Here is a 17,260-nt window from a genome sequence, read left to right on the forward strand (position 1 = left end):
TCCTTCGATGGTCAGACGATGTTGAGCTCGGGACGGATGGTGCTGTCGGCGAATCGGCGGACATCGAGACCGCTGACATCGACGACGGGTCGGTTCCCCAGGTAGAGGTCGCGCATCACCTCGCCGATGGCAGGCCCCATCAGGAAGCCGTGCCCCGAGAAGCCTGCGGCGTACAGGAACCGGGACACGTCGGTGGCCTCGCCCACGAGACCATTGTGGTCGGGGGTCATCTCGTAGAGACCTGCCCAGCCGCCGGCGATGCCGACCTCGGCGATCCTCGGGGCGCGGTGCTCGATCGCCTCGCCGAGCCGGGGCAGCCAGGCGTCGGACCGGCCGAGCCTGAAGCCGGGCTCCTCGTCGGGGTCGGACATGCCGAGCAGCAGTCCCGGACCCTCGCCGTGGAAGTAGAAGCTGCTGGAGAAGTCGATGGTGAACGGAGTGTGCGGGTCGAGTCCGGCCATCGGCTCGGTGGTCAGGATCTGCCGCCGCAACGGCACGACCGGCAGGTCGACCCCCGCCAGGTTGCCGACCTGCCCGGACCATGCCCCGGCCGCACAGATCACGGCATCGGTCGCGACGGTGCCACGGCTGGTCTCCACGGCGGTGATGGTGCTGTCGTCGGTGACGATCCCGTTGACCACGCATCCTCGGACCAGGCGAGCGCCGGCGCCCCGCGCCGCTCGGGCGTAGCCGAGCACGACCGACTCCGGCGTGCAGTGTCCGTCGTGGGGGGACCAGGCGGCGGCGAGCAGCCCCTTGGTCTCGATCAGCGGCGAGAGTCGCTTGGCCTCGGCGGCGTCGATCATCCGGCTGGCCACGCCCAGCTCGTTCTGTATCACCACGTTCCGCTCGAACGCCTCGACCTGGTGGGGCTGGTCGAGCAGGAACAGGTAGCCCACCTGGCGCAGGTCGATGTCCTGGCCGAACTCGCGCTCGAAGGTCTCGAACGTTCTCAGGCTCCGCTGCCCGAGCTCGATGTTGACCACGTCGGAGAATTGCGCGCGCACTCCCCCGGCCGCCCGGCACGTGGAACCCGACCCGAGCTCGTCCCGCTCGAGCAGCAGCACGTCCGGAACCCCGGCCCGGGCCAGGTGGTAGGCCGTACTCAGGCCGATCACTCCGCCACCCACGACGACGACGGACGCGCGTGCCGGAAGCTCAGAAGCTGTCACGGCTGCCCTCGATTCGGAAGAGATTCCTGGGACCGGACCCATCGTCGACCCCACTGAAGGTTTCCTACAAGCGAAGACATCTGCGGTGGATCCTTTAGAGTTTCTGATGTGTCACGACTGAGCCTGACCCAGCTCGCGACCCTCCAGGCGTTCGTCCGGACCGGGACGCTGGCGGCGGCCGCCGACCACCTGGGCTACACCCCGGGGGCGGTGTCGCAGCACGTCTCTGCGCTCGAGAGGACCTTCGGCGCCCGGCTGGTCGAACGCTCGGGACGCCATCTCGTGCTCACCGATGCCGGGCGGGTCCTCGTCGAGTACGCCGATCGGATGTTGGCAGTCGAGAAGGAGGCACGGCACGCGATCGCATCGGCGGAGGGGCGGGTGGCCGGGCCGCTCCTGGTGGGCACCTGGGGCAGTACCGCGGCAGGCTTGTTGGCACCCGTCGTCGGCAGGATGACCGAGACGTTCCCCGAGGTGGCGGTGCGCTCCCGCGAGGTCGACCTGGACGATGCCGCCGCCGCCGTACGGCGGGGCGACGTGGACGTCGCGTTCGGCCTCGACTACGCGGACGCGCCGATCCCTCGCGACGACAGGATCACGGTGACCGCCCTGCACCTGGAGACCTTCGCGATCGCGGTCGCGGCAGGCAGCGGCAGGCCGCGATCACGGCGGGTCGACGTCGAGGTACTCGCGGAGCTGGACTGGATCCTGCCCGCCTCGGGCAGCCAGTACGGACGGGCGCTGCGATCCGGCTTCCGACGACGCGGCTTCGAGCCGCGAGTGGTCCACGAGGTCACGGACACGGCCGCATCGCTACAGCTCGCCGCCGCAGGTCTCGGAGCCACCGTGATGACTGATCTGATGCGCCGCCTCAACCCGACCTCTCACCTGCAGCGGCTGGAGATGGCGGACCCCCTGACCCGGCAGATAGTCCTGATCGCCCCGCGTCGGGCGGACGTCCGACAGCCGATCGCCGCGTTCACCGCCGTGGTGACCGACGTCGTGGCCGCCCTGCTGAAGGCACCTAGCCCACGGCGCTGACCTGGCCGCGCAACCGCATGGCCCGGCGGACCCGGTCCTCGGCGATCGCCCGGGCGGCCAGGTGCGTGGCCAGTCCGAGCCGGCGGCTCTCGCGCACCACCGTCTCGGCGTTCTCGCGCATCTTGGCCGAGATCATCGCGAACACGGCGTCGGGGACCACCGGGAACGGCGAGTAGCGCGCGTCCATCGAGTGGGCGGCTGCGATGGTCCCACCGGCGTTGGCGATGAAGTCGGGCACCACGACGACGCCCCGCTCGTGCAGGATCGCCCGGGCCGCCGGCGTTGTCGGGAGGTTGGCACCTTCGACGACCAGGACTGCAGACGTGGTCTTGGCCAGGTCCTTGTCGATCATGTCCTCGCGGGCCGCGGGAACCAGGATCTGGGCGTCCGTCATCAGCGCCTGGTCCGCATCGACCGGTGAGCCGTAGGCGTGGACGCAGCGGTCGCCGTGCTCGGCGCGCAACGCGACGAGCCGGGCGACGTCCAGCCCACCGCGGTCCACGACCGCGCCGTTCGCCGTAGAGACCGCGGTGATGACGGCACCCAGCTCGACGAGACGCTCCGCGGCCGCCTGGCCCACGGCGCCGAAACCCTGGATCGCGACGCGGGCACCGACGATCGGCAGGTCGATCGCCCGCGCGGCCGCATCGGCGGCCTCGGCCACGCCGTACCCGGTCACCCCGAGCTCGTCGTACGGCAACCCGCCCAGCGCCCGCGGCAGGCCGACTGCCGCGCCACGGTCACCGAGCTCGTCGACGAAGACCGCCGCGTCCTTCTCGCTCAGGCCCATGTCCAGCCCGAACACGTACTCGCGGGGCACCTCGTTGGCGAGGGCGCGCGCGAAGGCGCGCAGCACGGCCTCCTTGTCCGGGGCCCCCGGATCGCCCAGGATCCCGGCCTTGGCGCCTCCGTGGAAAAGGTCGACGGCTGCCCATTTCCACGTCATCGTCCGCGCCAGCCGCGCGACCTCGCGCACGGTCAGCGTGGGGCTCATCCGAGTCCCGCCCTTGCCCATCCCGCGAGCGCTGTTGTCGATGACCAGGACGCCGCGCATGCCGGTCTTCCGATCGGAGACGCAGACGACCTTCTCAGGCCCCCAGTCGTCGATGAGGTCGAACATGTCGGCGGGCACTTCAGCTCCTGTTGCTCGGACGGATGGTGCGAGGAGGGGTGCGCTACGAATGTGATCGCGGCAGGGTCAGCACCGGCACCGGTGCGTAGCGGATGATCTTGGACGCCCTCGACCCGAGGAACACCGACGTCAGCGGGCCGTGGGAGCTGGACCCGACGACCAGGAGGTCGCCCAGAGACCACGGCGCCCGACCCATCGCCTCACGCCAGCTGTACCCGTCGCCGAGCACCACGTCGACCGGACGCCGTACGTCGGGCAGCCCGCGCACCTGCTCCAGCTCCTCGTGGATCGTCGCGTGGGTCCGCCGGGACCACTCGTCGACCACGAGCTCCTCACCGGTGCCGGCCATCGTCGCGGCGAACACCATCTTGGGCCGCACCGAGAACGACGCGATCCGCAAGGAGCTCGCCGTACTGATGGAGTACGCCGCCGCGGAGAGCACCAGGGCCCGGTCGTGGTCGGAGCTGCCGAAAGCGACGGTGACCCGCCGGACCCGGCCGTTCGGCTCCGCCTGGAAGCCCCGCGGCGCCAGCGCGACCGGAACCTTCGAGCTGTGCAGGATGCGGTCGGCGACGCTGCCCAGCGCGACATGACCCAGCCCGCCGCTCTCGGAGGAACCGAGCACCAGCACGCTGGCGCCGAACTCGCGGGCCACCTGGAGCAGGCCGGTCGGGATCGAGGCGGCATCGCGCTGGACGAAGGTCGTCGCCACGTCCGCGGGCATCCACGCCCTCGCCTGGGCGAGCGACTGCTCCGTGCGCTGGTTCAGGTAGGCGCGGTAGTCGGCGTCGATACGCTCGGTGCTGGGAGGCCAGGCCGCGGCCACGATCACCGCGACCACGACGTCCTCGCCGGTGGACCGCGCGAGCATGGACGCCAGCTCCAACGCCCCGTTGCCGCTCTCCTTCGGGGTGCACCCGACGACGATGGTCATGCGTCCTCCACCAGAGCCGGCTCGACACGGTTGGCGACGACGTGGGTGACCGGGACCGGGTAGGACGTGCGGGCCCGGTCGACCACCTCATAGCGCTGCCACACCGAGTCCTCCAGCGGCCGGGTCGCAATCACGATCTGGTCGGGCCTGAAGGAGTCGACAGCGTTGGCCAATGCCCGCAGCGGCCGGTAGTCGCCCAGCGCGCCGTCGACGTCCAGGTCGTCGGACCGCAGGGTGCTGAGCGTCTGCGCGAGCCGGTTCTGGGCGGCCTCGACGGTCGCGTCCCGCACCCGCAGCGGCCCGTCGACCGCGGCACCGGTCTCGATGGGGCTGGCCGGCACGCAGACGTAGTAGCTCGCGGATCCGGCGGCGTCGATCCGCCGCAGCTCGTCGAGCAGCTCCCCGGAGTTGACGGTCTCGTTCGCGAGCACCAGGACCCGGCGGGCCGGGCCGCCCGTGACCGTCGGGCGCTCCCCGGCGCGGGCCAGGGCGTACTTGTTGACGGCGTACAACACCAGCACCACGACCCACGACAGCAGGCTGAGGACCAGCTGCGAGCGCACGCTGTCGGTGAGCGCCATCTGCAGCAGCACCCCCACGATGCCGAGCGTCGTCAGGATCGACAGCACCGGGAAGAGCCACATCTTGACCCTCAGCGTGGAGTCGTCGGCCCGGTACCGCAGCGTGATCTGGGAGATCGAGATCAGCAGGTAGACGAACAGGATGATCGCGCCCGACGAGTTCAGCAGGAACAGGAACACGCCGTCCTCGTCGATCGCCGCCGCGATGACACACAGGAAGCCCACGACAGACGACGCCAGGATCGCCACCACCGGCACGCCGCGGCGGCTCACGTTGACCAGCCGGGCCGGCGCCTCCCGCCGGGCGGACAGCACGAACAGCATCCGCGACGCGGTGTAGAGGCCCGAGTTCAAGCACGAGAGCACCGCGGTGAGCACCACCGCGTTCATGATGTCGTCGGCATATGGAATGCCCATCTCGGTGAACGCCGCGACGAACGACGAGCCGCCGAGCTCTGCGGAGTCCCAGGGCAGGATCACGGCGAGCAGGAACACCGAGCCGACGAAGAACAAGCAGATCCGGGTGATCACCGAGTTGGCGGCCTTCGCCACGGCGCGCTCCGGGTTCGCCGACTCGGCGGCCGCGATGGTGGCGACCTCGGCGCCCACCATGGAGAAGATGACGGTCACCACTCCGGCTGTCAGCGCCGTCGGACCGCTGGGCAGGAAACCGTCGTGACTCCACAGGTTGCTGAAGTCGGCGCCCTTGTCCGGCCAGGCGCCCACCACGAACAAGGTGCCGCAGACGATGAAGAAGATGATGGCCGCGACCTTGATGCCCGCGAACCAGAACTCGAACTCACCGAACGACGAGACCGAGAACAGGTTGGTTGCCGTCATCAGGAGCATCAGGACCAGGGCCGAGATCCACAGTGGCACATCGACCCAGTACTGGATGATCTTCGCGCCGGCCACGGCCTCGAACCCGACGACGATGACCCAGAAGTACCAATAGAGCCAGGCGACCGAGAACCCGGCCCAACCCCCGAGCGCGGTGCGGGCGTAGTCGGCGAACGAGCCGGTGGACGGGTTCGCCACCGCCATCTCAGCGAGCATCCGCATCACCATGATGATGAGGACCCCGGTCACGGCGTAGGTCAGGAACGCGCCCGGCCCGGCGTCGTTGATCACCGCTCCGGAACCGACGAACAGCCCGGCACCGATGACGCCTCCCATCGCGATCATGGTCAGCTGGCGTTGGGTGAGCGTCTTCTTCAGCTCGGGTCCTGCAGACATAGGTGTCTCCAATGGAGGGGCGTCGTGGAAATGAGCATGGAGTGACCACCGTCGACGACGACAGTGCGTCGGCCGGGGAGTTGCTTGCGCTGGCATCAGCAAGGCTGCTGGTGGGCCTCGATGTACGTCGGAAGATGCCGCGATCAGGGCTGGCGGTGGGCCCGATCGTCGCGCGCTCCACGTTGAGTTGCCCGACGCTAGGCCGTGCTGGCACGCCGCCGCGACGGACAGGCGTACGAACCTGGGTGCACAACTTTGCGACAGATGTCCAAGCCGTCGCCGGACAACACAGTTCTCAGGTCCCGGGACCCGCCACGAACGGCGCCATCGTGAGACCGAGGTGCAACACAAGCCGGTGGTTGCCGCGGGAGAGCGTCAGACCTGTGACCTGCTCGATCTTCTGCAACCGGTAGTAGACGGTCTGCCGGTGCACGTGGAGCGCCGCCGCGGTCTCCTGGACGTTGCCGCCGGACTCCAGGTAGGCGAGCGCCGTGTGCCGCAGCTCCGGATCGTCCTGCCCGAGCAGGCGACGGACGGCCGGATCGAGCACCGCACTGGCCAGAGCCTTCTCGGGGCCACACGCAAGCAGCCGATGGACGCCGAGCTCCGGCCAGACCGCGATCGGTCGCACCGACTGGTCCGCCGTTGCCACCCGCACGGCCAACCTGGCTTCCAGCCAGCTGTCCCGGGCTTGGGCAAGGTCTGCACGGATGCCGCCGATGCCCACGACCAGATCGTTGCGGGAGGCCGGAGGGAGGCGCTCGGCGTACAGGTCCCACGCTCGCCGAGCAATGTCGCGGGCCAGGTCCAGGCCATGCTCCCCGACCGGCACCAGCAGGGTGTTGTGCTCCGCGCCGCTCACCGCCAGCACGGACCTGGGCAGCCGCCACAGGTTCATCGGCACCGGCGGCCCGGGGTCCGCCGCAACCAGGCGTAGCTCGACCGCCGCGACCGGGGCGTCCCGACCGACGATGCCGAGCTCGTAGACGGCCTCCGCGGCGAGCCCGACCGCTTCAGCGTCGGCGGACAGGAGGTCCCGCACCGTGTAGTCGAGCTCCTCGCGGGAGCGAGCCTGCTGGGCCATCAGCGCGCCCGCCCGCTCAGCGAGGGCCGAGGCCTCCGGCACCCGCTCCTCGTCGATGTCGTCATGGTCATCGAGGAGCCAGAGGTAGCCGTAGGTGACCCCGTGCCATCGCACCGGCATGCAGAGCCGACTCACCACTCCGAAGTCGGCAGAAGCCGGGGTGCGCACCGGGACCTCGCTCGTCGCGATCCCGAACTGCTCGAACCAGTCCTGGACCTCGCGCGTCGAGTGCCGGTGCAGGATCGAGCGCAGGCGCACCTCATCGACCTGCGCCTCGTGCGAGCAGAACGCCACGAGGTTGAAGTCGCGGTCCTCGAGGGTCGCCGGATGCTCCAGCAGCCGGGACACCTCGTCCACGATGTCTTGGAACTCCGGCCGCATGATCTCCCTCTGGCTACCGCTCCGAGGCATCGTACCTGGCCATTTTGAGCAGATGTCCAAAGCCGCAGGGGACGTGTGTGGCACCTGTCCGCAGCCGCGGACGGGTCGCCGCACGTACGTTCGCCGCCAACCCAGCCCCTGTCCCGGAGGAAACACCATGCTCGGTCCCACCCTGCTGACGGCCTCGCGCAGCCCGCGCATCCGGCGACTGGTCTCCGACGCCCCGGGGTCGCGACGCCTGGTGCAGCGCTTCGTCGTGGGCGAGACCCTCGACGACGCCCTCGACGCCGCCACCCGACTGATCGGGGACGGGCTGTCGGTGACCCTGGACCACCTCGGCGAGGACACGTTGGACGTGAATCGAGCCGGCGCCACCCGCGATACCTACGTCGCCCTGCTCGGTCGCCTGGCCGACTGCGGTCTGGCCGCGCAGGCGGAGGTGTCACTCAAGCTGTCGGCGGTCGGGCAGGCGTTGCCCCGCGATGGACACGGGACCGCGCTCGAGAACGCATACGCCGTCTGCGCCGCCGCGTACCGTGCGGGCACCACGGTGACCCTGGACATGGAGGACCACAGGACAGTCGACTCCACGCTGGCCATCCTGCGCGAGCTGCGCCACGACTTCCCGAGCACGGGCGCGGTCCTGCAGTCCTGCCTGCGCCGAACCGAGGGCGACTGCCGCGACCTGGCCGGCGCGGGGTCCCGGGTGCGCCTGGTCAAGGGTGCCTACGCCGAACCGGACTCGGTCGCCTACCCCGACAAGGCCGACGTCGACCTGGCGTACGTCCGGTGCCTGAAGATCCTGATGGCCGGGGACGGCTATCCGATGGTGGCCAGCCACGACCCCCGGATGATCGCGCTGGCCGGCATGCTGGCCGAGCGACACGGTCGCGCTCCAGGCAGCTACGAGTACCAGATGTTGCACGGCATCCGCACCGGCGAGCAGCGGCGGCTGGCCGCCGCAGGCGAGCGGGTCCGGGTCTACGTGCCGTACGGCGCCGACTGGTACGGCTACTTCATGCGCCGCCTGGCCGAGCGACCGGCGAACGTCGGGTTCTTCCTCCGCTCCCTCATCACCCGATGACCCCCGCATCCCACGAAAGGAACCCGATGGATGCCGTGACCCAGGTGCCCGTTCCCACGAACGAGCCGATCAACGACTTCGAGCCGGGGAGTGCTCCGCGCACGCGGCTCGAGCTGGCCCTCAAGGAGCAGGCCGCCCGACACGTCGAGCTGACCGCCACGATCGGTGGCGAGCAGCGCCACGCGGGCGGCGCCGAGATCGCCGTGGTGCAGCCGCACGACCACGGTCAGGTCCTGGGCACGCTGCGCAATGCGACCGAGGACGATGCGAGGGCGGCCGTCGCCGCGGCCTGCGAGGCCGCGCCCGCCTGGCGAGCACTGAGCTTCGACGACCGGGCGGCGATCCTGCTCAAGGCAGCCGACCTCCTCGCCGGCCCGTGGCGCGAGACCCTGAACGCGGCGACCATGCTGGGGCAGAGCAAGACGGCCATCCAGGCCGAGATCGACTCGGCGTGCGAGCTGATCGACTTCTGGCGCTTCAACGTTGCGTTCGCCCGGGAGATCCTCGCCGAGCAGCCTGCCGCGAACTCCCCCGGCGTCTGGAACCGGCTCGACCACCGCCCGTTGGAAGGCTTCGTGTACGCGGTCACCCCCTTCAACTTCACCGCGATCGCCGGAAACCTGCCCACGGCGCCGGCGCTGATGGGCAACACCGTCGTGTGGAAGCCGGCACCGACCCAGCAGCTCGCGGCGCACCACACCATGCGGCTGCTGGAGGAGGCCGGGCTGCCGCCCGGGGTCATCAACATGCTGCCCGGCGACGGGATCGCCGTCTCCGAGGTGACGTTGACCGACCCGGCACTCGCCGGCATCCACTTCACAGGCTCGACGCCCACGTTCCAGCACCTGTGGCGCACGGTCGGCAAGAACATCGCCGGCTACCGCGGCTACCCGCGCATCGTCGGCGAGACGGGCGGCAAGGACTTCGTGCTGGCGCACCCGTCAGCCGACCCCGACGTGGTCCGGACCGCACTGCTGCGCGGGGCGTTCGAATACCAGGGCCAGAAGTGCTCCGCCGCGTCCCGGGCCTATGTCGCACGCAGCGTCTGGCAGCGGATGCGGGACGACCTGGTCGCCGAGACCGACGCGCTCACGGTGGGCGACGTCACCGACCTCGGCAACTTCATGGGGGCGGTGATCGATGATCGTTCCTTCGCCAAGCACAAGGCCGCGATCGACCGGGCGCACGCCGACCCCACGATCACGGTGCTCGCCGGGGGCACCTACGACGACTCTGTCGGCTACTTCGTCCGGCCCACCCTCCTGGAGTGCACCGACCCCGACAACGAGGTCTTCACCACCGAGTACTTCGGCCCGATCCTCGCGATCTGCGTGTACGACGACACCGACTTCGAGCGGGTCGTCGACCAGATGGAGTCGGCCTCGCCGTACGGCCTGACCGGCGCCGTGATCGCCCGGGACCGAACGGCGATCGCCTACGCCACCGAGGCTCTGCGGTTCGCTGCTGGCAACTTCTACGTGAATGACAAGCCCACGGGCGCGGTGGTCGGACAGCAGCCGTTCGGGGGCGCCCGTGGTTCGGGGACCAACGACAAGGCGGGCTCGGCCCAGAACCTGCACCGGTGGACTTCCACCCGGGTGGTCAAGGAGACGTTCGTCCCCGCGACCGACCACCGCTACCCGCACATGAGGTGAGCCGGATGGACTGCCACTGCGGCGCGACGCTCGATCCGTGCGAAGGATGCGGACAGCCGCGTTGTCTGCGGTGTGACCCCCACCTGTCCGACGACTGCCGGTTCGTCGGCTAGCGAATCGGTGACCGACAGGTCGGTGGGCGGCGTCGTCTTCGTCGTCATCGGCGACACCCACGTAGCGCGCCGGGTCTGCGCGTCGCTGCTCCAGCGCGGGTCTGAGGTGCTGCATCTCGTCGCGCCCGGCGACGACGAGCTGCGCAAGGCGATGGTGCGGGAACCCCGCGGTGTCGCCGTACTCCTGCACGACGACGTGGCGGCGCTGCGGTACGCCCTGGCCGTTGCCCACATCGCCCCCACGGCTCCGCTGGTCGTCACGATCTTCGACCAGACCGTCTCCGAACAGCTCGTGAAACTGCTGCCACGCTGCCACGTCACTTCTCCGGCACACCTCGCGACCGCCACGCTCGTGGCGCCGTGCCTGGAGCCCGAGGCCCTCGCGATCCGTCGTACGGAGGGCAGGACCATGGCCCTGCACAGGTCCGGCGAGGAGCTCGTCGAGTCCCCCTGGGCTCTCGGTCGACGGGCGCGCTGGCACGCTCGCGTCGGCCGGGTGCCGGGTCAGCTGCGGCCGCACGACGCAGGTACCCGCCTCCTGCTGCTGGGGTTGGCGGGCATCCTGGCCGTGCTGCTCGGAGACTGGATCTGGCTGACGCTCGGGGCCGGGCACGAGCCCGCGGAGGCGTTCCACGAAGCCGCGCGAGTGGTGGCCGCCGTGGGGCCGGCGACCTCCGGGCATGCGCCGACGAGCTACTTGCTGGTGTCCGCCCTCGCGATGCTCATCACCGTCGTGCTCACCGCGGCATTCACGGCCGGAGTCGTCGACCGCCTGCTCGGGCCGCGGCTCGTGGGCCTCATCGGCGCCCGCGCACTACCTCGCTCAGGACACGTCGTGGTCGTCGGCCTGGGACAGGTCGGCCTTCGGCTGTGCCGGGAGCTGCAGCTTCTCGGTGTCGCCGTGGTGGGCGTGGAGCGGGATCCGCAGGCGCCGAACCTCAGGATCGCGCGAACCCTCGGGGTTCCGGTCATCGTGGCGCACGGTGGTGACCGCGCCGTGCTCGAGCGGCTGGGAGTGCACCGCGCGCAGGCACTCGCAGCCGTCGGGTCCGACGACCTCGACAACATTGCGATCGCCGTCGCCGCGCACGGCGTCGCACCCGGCACCCGGGTCGTCATGCGCGCAGGGGAGCACGAGGCGATCGCCGAGACCAGGTCACTCCTGCCCCTGGGAACCACCCGGGACGTGACCAGTCTGAGCACCACCTATGTCGTCGCTCGGCTGCTCGGTACGCCGGCGACAGCCGTGGTGGGGCACGACAAGGACGTCTACCTCGCGATCCGGGGCGCGGGCTTCTCCCGGTCGCCGATGCCGCCACGCGAGGAGTGCCGCCACGGCGACCGGTCCGAGAGCGACCCCGGACGTTCGTCCCACTGCCGTGTATCTGCCGAGTTTTCACTCCGCCACCTCTGTGAGGATGCCGGAGGTGTCACCTGACCCGCGCGTTTGGTGGAGCTGAGGGGATTCGAACCCCTGACCTTCTCATTGCGAACGAGACGCGCTACCAACTGCGCCACAGCCCCAAGCGAGGAGAAACGGTAGCACCAGCGCTGCCGTCCTCCCGAATCCGGGTCAGGCTCCGGAGACCCGGCGCTGCTCGGTCTCGGCCTGCTCGGCGCGCTGCTGCTCGGCCTCGCGGGCGAGGGCGGAGTCGGCGGCGTTGCGGCCGGAGCTCCACACACCGGTGGAGTCGAGGTCGATGGTGCGGACGGTGCGTCCGGCCGCGGCCTTGTCGACGTACGTCGGGAGGGTGACTGGTACGGGGTCCCACCCGTTCGGGTCGGCCGGGGTCTCGAGTACCTCGGCGCGTACGGCGGGGATCTCCTCGGTGTTGTCGCCGGCGTCCTCCTCGGCGATCGCCTGGTCGGCGAGGGTGGTACGGCGCTTCCGGACCGGTGCCGTGCGGGCGGCCCGTGCGGCGTGCTCCTTGCGCACCATCAGCCGGCAGGCCACGAGCCAGGCCACGAGGAGCGTGGCCGGGATCGCGACCCAGGCCCAGCCGACCGCGCCGAACGCGGCGAGCGCGACGACGGCGAGCGTGGCGGAGACGATCGTGCCGAGCACCCGGCGCCGGCGCTGGGCCGCGCGGGCGGCAGCCAGCTTCCGGGCTCGGAGCTGGGCGCGGGACAGCGGTGCGGGCGCGACGACCTCGGCCGCGTCGACCTCGTCCTCGTCGGCCGCGTCCTCGACGGGGTCCGACTCGGACTCGTCGAGCGCGGTGGCGGCGGGCTTCGTCGTACCGGAGCTGCCGACGACGAGCGCGGCCCGGTCGGCCGAGACCGGCTCGCGGCGGGCGAGCACCCGGACCCGGTCGGAGAAGCTCTCCACCGACCGGCTGACCCGGTCGATCTCGTGGTGCTTGAGCGCCTTGGGGATGAGGTAGACGGCCCAGGCAACCGCCAGGGCGACGAAGATCAACGCGCTCAGGTCCACAACCGAGAGGCTAGGCCGGTTACTCCAGATCGGGACGTATGTCTATCGGTGTGTCACAGAATGACCTGTGTGACTGGTGTGATTTGCGGTCCGCCCCTGGGCCGGCCGCTGGTCGAGCTGTAACTCAGTGTTCGGTTCGCTAAGAGGGCGATCGGGACACTCCCTCGGCGAATTGACTCGCCACAGCACCGTGGGAGCGGATTCAACACAATGGGACTGAACCGGACACTGAGTTACAGGCTCGCTCAGCTGCCACCCGCCGCCCCACCCGCCGACGCATCCCCGCCCGACTCCTCGAGCCGGACCAGCAGGCCGCGGGGGCACTCCTCCTTGGTGATCGCGAAGATCCGGTGGTCGCGCCAGGCGCCGTCGATGTGCAGGAACCGCGGTGCGTAGCCGACCTCGCGGATGCCGAGCTTCTCCACGACCCGCAGCGAGTTCGTGTTCTCGGGGCGGATGCAGACCTCGAGCCGGTGCAGCTTGGCGGTGAAGAAGCAGTGGTCGGCGGCCATCGCCACCGCCCGCGGCATCACCCCGCGGCCGGCGAACTCCTGGGCGATCCAGTAGCCGACCGATGCGTACTGCGCGGATCCGCGGACGATGTTGTTGATGCTCACCTGGCCCGCGAAGCGGCCGTCGACCTCGACGACGAAGGGGTACGTCGTCCCGCGTCGCGCGGCCCGGGACAGCCGGCGGACCAGCGCGGCGAACGTGGTCGGCCGGGTGTCGCCACCCGGCGGGACGGTGGCGTCCCACTGCGACAGCCACGCCGCGTTGCGACGGCGCGCCTCACGCCAGGCCCGGGCGTCGGAGCGCCGGACCGGGCGGAGCGTCACCACCGGGTCGGTGCCGGACATCAGCTGGTTCGGCCACGCGCGGCCGGGGACGGAGGTGATCATCCGCTCCCGCGCGAGCCGGCGCAGCCGCTCGTCGGGGCTCAATGGTCGCTCCCGCTGATCTGCTCGACCGCGTGCACGAGGACCGGCCGGAGCACGTCGAGTGCGTCCTTCACACCCCCACGCGAGCCCGGCAGGTTGACCACGAGGCAGCGGCCCGCGACGCCGGCGAGCCCGCGCGACAGCGCAGCCGTCGGCACGCCCTTCGCGACACCGGCCGCCCGGATCGCCTCGGCCAGGCCGGGCACCTCCCGGTCGATCAGCGGCCGGGTGGCCTCCGGCGTCCGGTCGGTGGGGGTGAGCCCGGTGCCGCCGGTGGTGAGTACGACGCGCGCGCCCCCGCGCACGGCCAGCGCGATCGCAGCGCCGACCGGGTCGCCGTCAGGACGCACCACGGGGTCGCCCACCGAGAAGCCGAGGCCACGGAGGGCGTCGACGATCAGGGGGCCGGTCGTGTCGTCGTAGACACCGGCCGCGGCGCGGTTGGAGGCGACGACCACCACCGCCGGAAGCCCACCCGCGTCGGTCATCGGGACCAGTCCCCCGACTTCCCGCCGGTCTTGGCCTCGACCCGGACGTCGCTGATCACCGCGCCCTTGTCGACGGCCTTCACCATGTCGACGACCGTCAGCGCCGCGACCGAGACCGCGGTGAGCGCCTCCATCTCGACACCCGTCCGATCGGTGGTCCGGACCGTCGCCACGATCTCGACCGCGTCGTCGGCGACCGCGAGGTCGACGGTCACGCCGGAGATCGCCAGCGGGTGACACAGCGGGATCAGGTCGGGCGTGCGCTTCGCTCCCATGATCCCGGCGATCCGGGCCACGGCGAGCGCGTCGCCCTTCGGCACGCCCTCGCCCCGGAGCAAAGCCACCACCTCGGGGGCGACGAGGACCCGGCCCGAGGCGGTCGCCGTCCGCGCCGTCACTGCCTTCTCCGACACGTCGACCATCCGGGCCGCGCCGGTCTCGTCGACGTGGGTCAGCCCGCGCGCTGGGTCACTCATGCCTCCATGATCCCACCGGCGGGCCGGGTCGTGGTCAGGCGACCAAGCCCAAGGGGTCGTGCAAGCGAGCAGCGCTCAGGGCGTGCGATGGCAAGGCGGAGGAGGGAGCCGGGACGGAGTCCCGGCGACTGACGACAACGCCGCCAGCGTGCGTCCTGAGCGCGGCGCAGCCTGCGAGCCCTTGGGCTTGGTCGCCTATGCGACCGAGATGGCGCCGAGGCAGCAGCCGAAGGAGGCGACGACCGCGACCGTGCGGATCAGGTGCAGCCGGTTCCACGGGCCCTCGAACGCCTGCCGCGCGGTCTCGAGCGCGGCGGCGTCCTGGGTGGCGCCGACCGCGAGCAGGGCGTCGTTGAGCGGGATGTTGCCGGCCACCGTGATCACGAACATCGCCAGGTAGAGCACGCCCGCCGCGATCACCCAGACCCGGCTCGGACCGGTCACCGCCGCGACCACGAACGCGATCAGCGGCGCGGTGAAGACCGTGAGGAACACCGGGTTGAGGATCGCGACGTTCATGTCCTGCATCGCGGCGACGAAGGTGCGGTCGTCGGTGCGCGCGAGCCCGGGCATGACCGCGGTCTGGAAGGCGAAGAACAGTCCGGCGACCAGCCCGGCGCCGACGGTGGCGACGATCAGCGCGATCCAGCCCGCGGTGCTCACGAGGCCGCCTCCTCCAGCCAGGCACCCGCGGCGGCGGCCCGGGTGGCGTACTCCATGAAGTCGCGCGGCGCCCGGCCGAGTGCCTCCTGGACGCCGGTCGCGAGGCTCTCGTTGTGGCCGTCGAGGATGTGGTCGAACAGCTGGGTGAGCCCTTCCGCCTCCTCGACGGGGAGGCCAGCCCGCACCAGGTCGGTGGTCAGCTCGGCGCCGCTCACCTGCTGGTAGCTGATCTGCCGGCCGGCCGCGGCCGCGATCTCGGCCGTCACCTCGGCGAACGTCATCAGCCGGGGCCCGGTCAGCTCGTAGGCGCGGTTGGGCACGACCTCGCCGAGCATGAGCCCGACCGCGACGTCGGCGATGTCCTCGGCGTCGACGAACGGCTCCCGCACGTCGCCGGCGACGAACGCCAGGTGCCCGGCGGCGAGCGGCGGCTGGAACAGGCTCTCGTCGAAGCCCTGCATGAAGAAGGCGCAGCGGACGACACCCCACGCGGCGCCGTACTGCTCGGCAACGTCGGCGAGCAGGCGCTCCGCCCGCTGCGCCTCGGGCTCGCCGCGGCCGCTGAGCAGCACGATCCGGCGTACGCCAGCGCGGGCGAGCCGCTCGGCGACCTCCCGGACGGCTTCCGGTGCGCCGGGGAAGGCGACGTCCGGTGCGTACGTCACGTACGCCGCCTCGGCCGGCTCCTCCACGGCGGACCAGGTGGAGCGGTCGGCCCAGTCGAACTCGGGACGGGACAGGAGCGGACCGGGAGGCCCCGGCCGTGCAGTCGGGCAGCGACGCGGCGACCGGTCTTGCCGGTGCCGCCGATGATGAGGTGAGTGGTCATGTCTTCACCTCATCGCGCCCAGATGAGACTTTCCATAGTCAAAAGTCTTGATTCCATACGTGATCGTCCAGCATGGTGGCCACATGGACGGTCTCGAGCACCTGCTGTCCGGCCCGCGCGCCCGCCAGGCCTTCCTGCTCCGGATGGTGATGGAGCCGCCGTGGTCGGTCCGGATCGAGGACGATCCCGCCCTGACCCTGTTCGCGGTGCTGCGCGGCTCGGCGTGGGTGACCGGCGAGCTCGGCGAGCCGCTCGAGCTCACCGAGGGCGACGTGGCGGTGGTCCGCGGCGGCCCGGTCTACACCGTGGCCGACCATCCCGGCACCGCGCCGCAGGTGACGGTCGAGAAGGGCAACCGGTGCGTGGACCTGGACGGGCACCTGGTCGCGCAGCGGATGTCCCTCGGCGTCCGCACCTGGGGCAACTGCCACGACGGCTCGACGGTGATGCTGCTCGGCACCTGGGAGGCCGAGACCGAGGCCGGCCGGCCGCTGCTGGCGGCGCTGCCCGGCCTGTTGGCACGACGCCGCGGCGAGTGGGACGCCACGCTCGTCGACCTGCTGGCGGTCGAGGTGATGCGGGAGGAGCCCGGCCAGGAGGTCGTGCTCGACCGGCTGCTCGACCTGGTGCTGGTGAGCGTGGTCCGCTCCTGGCTCGCGAGCGAGGAGCAGGTGACCCGCGGCCTCGCCCACACCGATCCGGTCGTCGGCGAGGCGCTGCGCCTGATGCACCACCGGCCGGAGCACGGCTGGACCATCGCGTCCCTGTCCCGCGAGGTCGGCGTCTCACGGGCATCGCTGGCGCGGCGCTTCGGCGAGCTCGTGGGCGAGCCGCCGATGACCTACCTCACCCACTGGCGGCTCTCGCTCGCCGCCGACCTGCTGGCCGCCACCGACGACGCGATCGAGCAGGTCGCACGCCAGGTGGGCTACGGGAGCGGCTTCGCCCTGAGTGCCGCGTTCAAGCGGGTGCGCGGCGTCAGCCCGCAGCAGCACCGCAAGGCCGCACGCGCCGGCTGA

Annotated in this window: 16 protein-coding genes and 1 tRNA gene; 5 read left to right on the forward strand and 12 right to left on the reverse strand. The window is 71.1% G+C overall.

Annotated features, from left to right (window positions below; translation table 11 throughout):
- Window positions 1–11: 11 nt before the first annotated feature.
- Complete coding sequence (locus tag D0Z08_RS28130; RefSeq protein ID WP_245994597.1) at window positions 12–1,172, reverse strand: NAD(P)/FAD-dependent oxidoreductase; 1,161 nt, start codon at window positions 1,170–1,172, stop codon at window positions 12–14.
- Between the two features lie 108 nt (window positions 1,173–1,280).
- On the opposite strand from D0Z08_RS28130, the gene D0Z08_RS28135 reads away from it, so the two are divergent.
- Window positions 1,281–2,213, forward strand: a complete 933-nt coding sequence (locus tag D0Z08_RS28135; RefSeq protein WP_182481531.1) for a LysR family transcriptional regulator — start codon at window positions 1,281–1,283, stop codon at window positions 2,211–2,213.
- Here the strand turns inward: D0Z08_RS28135 and D0Z08_RS28140 are convergent.
- The 4 genes from D0Z08_RS28140 to D0Z08_RS28155 form a co-directional block, all read right to left on the reverse strand.
- Complete coding sequence (locus D0Z08_RS28140) at window positions 2,197–3,345, reverse strand: Glu/Leu/Phe/Val family dehydrogenase (protein WP_220454413.1); 1,149 nt, start codon at window positions 3,343–3,345, stop codon at window positions 2,197–2,199. The two genes, D0Z08_RS28135 and D0Z08_RS28140, sit on opposite strands and share 17 nt — an antisense overlap.
- Before the next feature lie 43 nt (window positions 3,346–3,388).
- Window positions 3,389–4,279, reverse strand: coding sequence for a universal stress protein (locus tag D0Z08_RS28145; protein WP_118928616.1), 891 nt, complete (start codon window positions 4,277–4,279; stop codon window positions 3,389–3,391).
- Window positions 4,276–6,096: an amino acid permease gene (locus tag D0Z08_RS28150; RefSeq protein WP_118928617.1), complete on the reverse strand. Its 1,821-nt coding sequence runs from the start codon at window positions 6,094–6,096 to the stop codon at window positions 4,276–4,278. Before D0Z08_RS28150 ends, D0Z08_RS28145 begins: the two co-directional genes overlap by 4 nt.
- A 295-nt stretch (window positions 6,097–6,391) precedes the next feature.
- Complete coding sequence (locus tag D0Z08_RS28155) at window positions 6,392–7,591, reverse strand: PucR family transcriptional regulator (RefSeq protein WP_118928618.1); 1,200 nt, start codon at window positions 7,589–7,591, stop codon at window positions 6,392–6,394.
- Between the two features lie 127 nt (window positions 7,592–7,718).
- Between D0Z08_RS28155 and D0Z08_RS28160 the strand changes: the two genes are divergently transcribed.
- From D0Z08_RS28160 to D0Z08_RS28170, 3 genes are all read left to right on the forward strand, one after another.
- Complete coding sequence (locus D0Z08_RS28160; protein WP_118928619.1) at window positions 7,719–8,645, forward strand: proline dehydrogenase family protein; 927 nt, start codon at window positions 7,719–7,721, stop codon at window positions 8,643–8,645.
- A gap of 26 nt (window positions 8,646–8,671) precedes the next feature.
- A complete protein-coding gene (pruA, locus tag D0Z08_RS28165; RefSeq protein ID WP_118928620.1) occupies window positions 8,672–10,300 on the forward strand; it encodes an L-glutamate gamma-semialdehyde dehydrogenase in 1,629 nt (542 codons plus the stop codon).
- Window positions 10,301–10,420: 120 nt separating this feature from the next.
- Window positions 10,421–11,851: an NAD-binding protein gene (locus D0Z08_RS28170; RefSeq protein WP_220454414.1), complete on the forward strand. Its 1,431-nt coding sequence runs from the start codon at window positions 10,421–10,423 to the stop codon at window positions 11,849–11,851.
- Window positions 11,852–11,861: 10 nt separating this feature from the next.
- Here the strand turns inward: D0Z08_RS28170 and D0Z08_RS28175 are convergent.
- The 7 genes from D0Z08_RS28175 to D0Z08_RS28205 form a co-directional block, all read right to left on the reverse strand.
- Window positions 11,862–11,937: transfer RNA gene (locus D0Z08_RS28175), tRNA-Ala, on the reverse strand.
- A gap of 49 nt (window positions 11,938–11,986) precedes the next feature.
- Window positions 11,987–12,847 (reverse strand): divisome protein SepX/GlpR, encoded by an 861-nt coding sequence (gene sepX, locus D0Z08_RS28180; RefSeq protein WP_118928621.1) that lies wholly within the window; start codon window positions 12,845–12,847, stop codon window positions 11,987–11,989.
- A 245-nt stretch (window positions 12,848–13,092) separates the two neighbouring features.
- Complete coding sequence (locus tag D0Z08_RS28185; protein ID WP_342772393.1) at window positions 13,093–13,788, reverse strand: GNAT family N-acetyltransferase; 696 nt, start codon at window positions 13,786–13,788, stop codon at window positions 13,093–13,095.
- Window positions 13,785–14,273 carry a MogA/MoaB family molybdenum cofactor biosynthesis protein gene (locus D0Z08_RS28190; protein ID WP_118928622.1) on the reverse strand — a complete coding sequence of 163 codons (489 nt, stop codon included), beginning with the start codon at window positions 14,271–14,273 and terminating at the stop codon, window positions 13,785–13,787. Before D0Z08_RS28190 ends, D0Z08_RS28185 begins: the two co-directional genes overlap by 4 nt.
- Window positions 14,270–14,749 carry a cyclic pyranopterin monophosphate synthase MoaC gene (moaC, locus tag D0Z08_RS28195; RefSeq protein WP_118928623.1) on the reverse strand — a complete coding sequence of 160 codons (480 nt, stop codon included), beginning with the start codon at window positions 14,747–14,749 and terminating at the stop codon, window positions 14,270–14,272. Before moaC ends, D0Z08_RS28190 begins: the two co-directional genes overlap by 4 nt.
- A 195-nt stretch (window positions 14,750–14,944) precedes the next feature.
- Window positions 14,945–15,412, reverse strand: a complete 468-nt coding sequence (locus D0Z08_RS28200; RefSeq protein WP_220454415.1) for an anthrone oxygenase family protein — start codon at window positions 15,410–15,412, stop codon at window positions 14,945–14,947.
- Window positions 15,409–16,077, reverse strand: coding sequence for a Rossmann-fold NAD(P)-binding domain-containing protein (locus D0Z08_RS28205; RefSeq protein ID WP_220454416.1), 669 nt, complete (start codon window positions 16,075–16,077; stop codon window positions 15,409–15,411). Before D0Z08_RS28205 ends, D0Z08_RS28200 begins: the two co-directional genes overlap by 4 nt.
- Window positions 16,078–16,300: 223 nt before the next feature.
- Between D0Z08_RS28205 and D0Z08_RS28210 the strand changes: the two genes are divergently transcribed.
- Window positions 16,301–17,260 (forward strand): AraC family transcriptional regulator, encoded by a 960-nt coding sequence (locus D0Z08_RS28210; RefSeq protein ID WP_245994598.1) that lies wholly within the window; start codon window positions 16,301–16,303, stop codon window positions 17,258–17,260.

Origin of the sequence: Nocardioides immobilis (genome assembly GCF_003515065.1) — a bacterium.
GTDB classification, from domain to species: domain Bacteria; phylum Actinomycetota; class Actinomycetes; order Propionibacteriales; family Nocardioidaceae; genus Nocardioides; species Nocardioides immobilis.

Coding starts and splice junctions, on each gene's coding strand:
- D0Z08_RS28145 (WP_118928616.1), bottom strand. CDS start 4,279: ATGACCATCGTCGTCGGGTGCACCCCGAAGGAGAGCGGCAACGGGGCG.
- D0Z08_RS28150 (WP_118928617.1), bottom strand. CDS start 6,096: ATGTCTGCAGGACCCGAGCTGAAGAAGACGCTCACCCAACGCCAGCTG.
- D0Z08_RS28155 (WP_118928618.1), bottom strand. CDS start 7,591: ATGCCTCGGAGCGGTAGCCAGAGGGAGATCATGCGGCCGGAGTTCCAA.
- D0Z08_RS28160 (WP_118928619.1), top strand. CDS start 7,719: ATGCTCGGTCCCACCCTGCTGACGGCCTCGCGCAGCCCGCGCATCCGG.
- pruA (WP_118928620.1), top strand. CDS start 8,672: ATGGATGCCGTGACCCAGGTGCCCGTTCCCACGAACGAGCCGATCAAC.
- D0Z08_RS28190 (WP_118928622.1), bottom strand. CDS start 14,273: ATGACCGACGCGGGTGGGCTTCCGGCGGTGGTGGTCGTCGCCTCCAAC.
- moaC (WP_118928623.1), bottom strand. CDS start 14,749: ATGAGTGACCCAGCGCGCGGGCTGACCCACGTCGACGAGACCGGCGCG.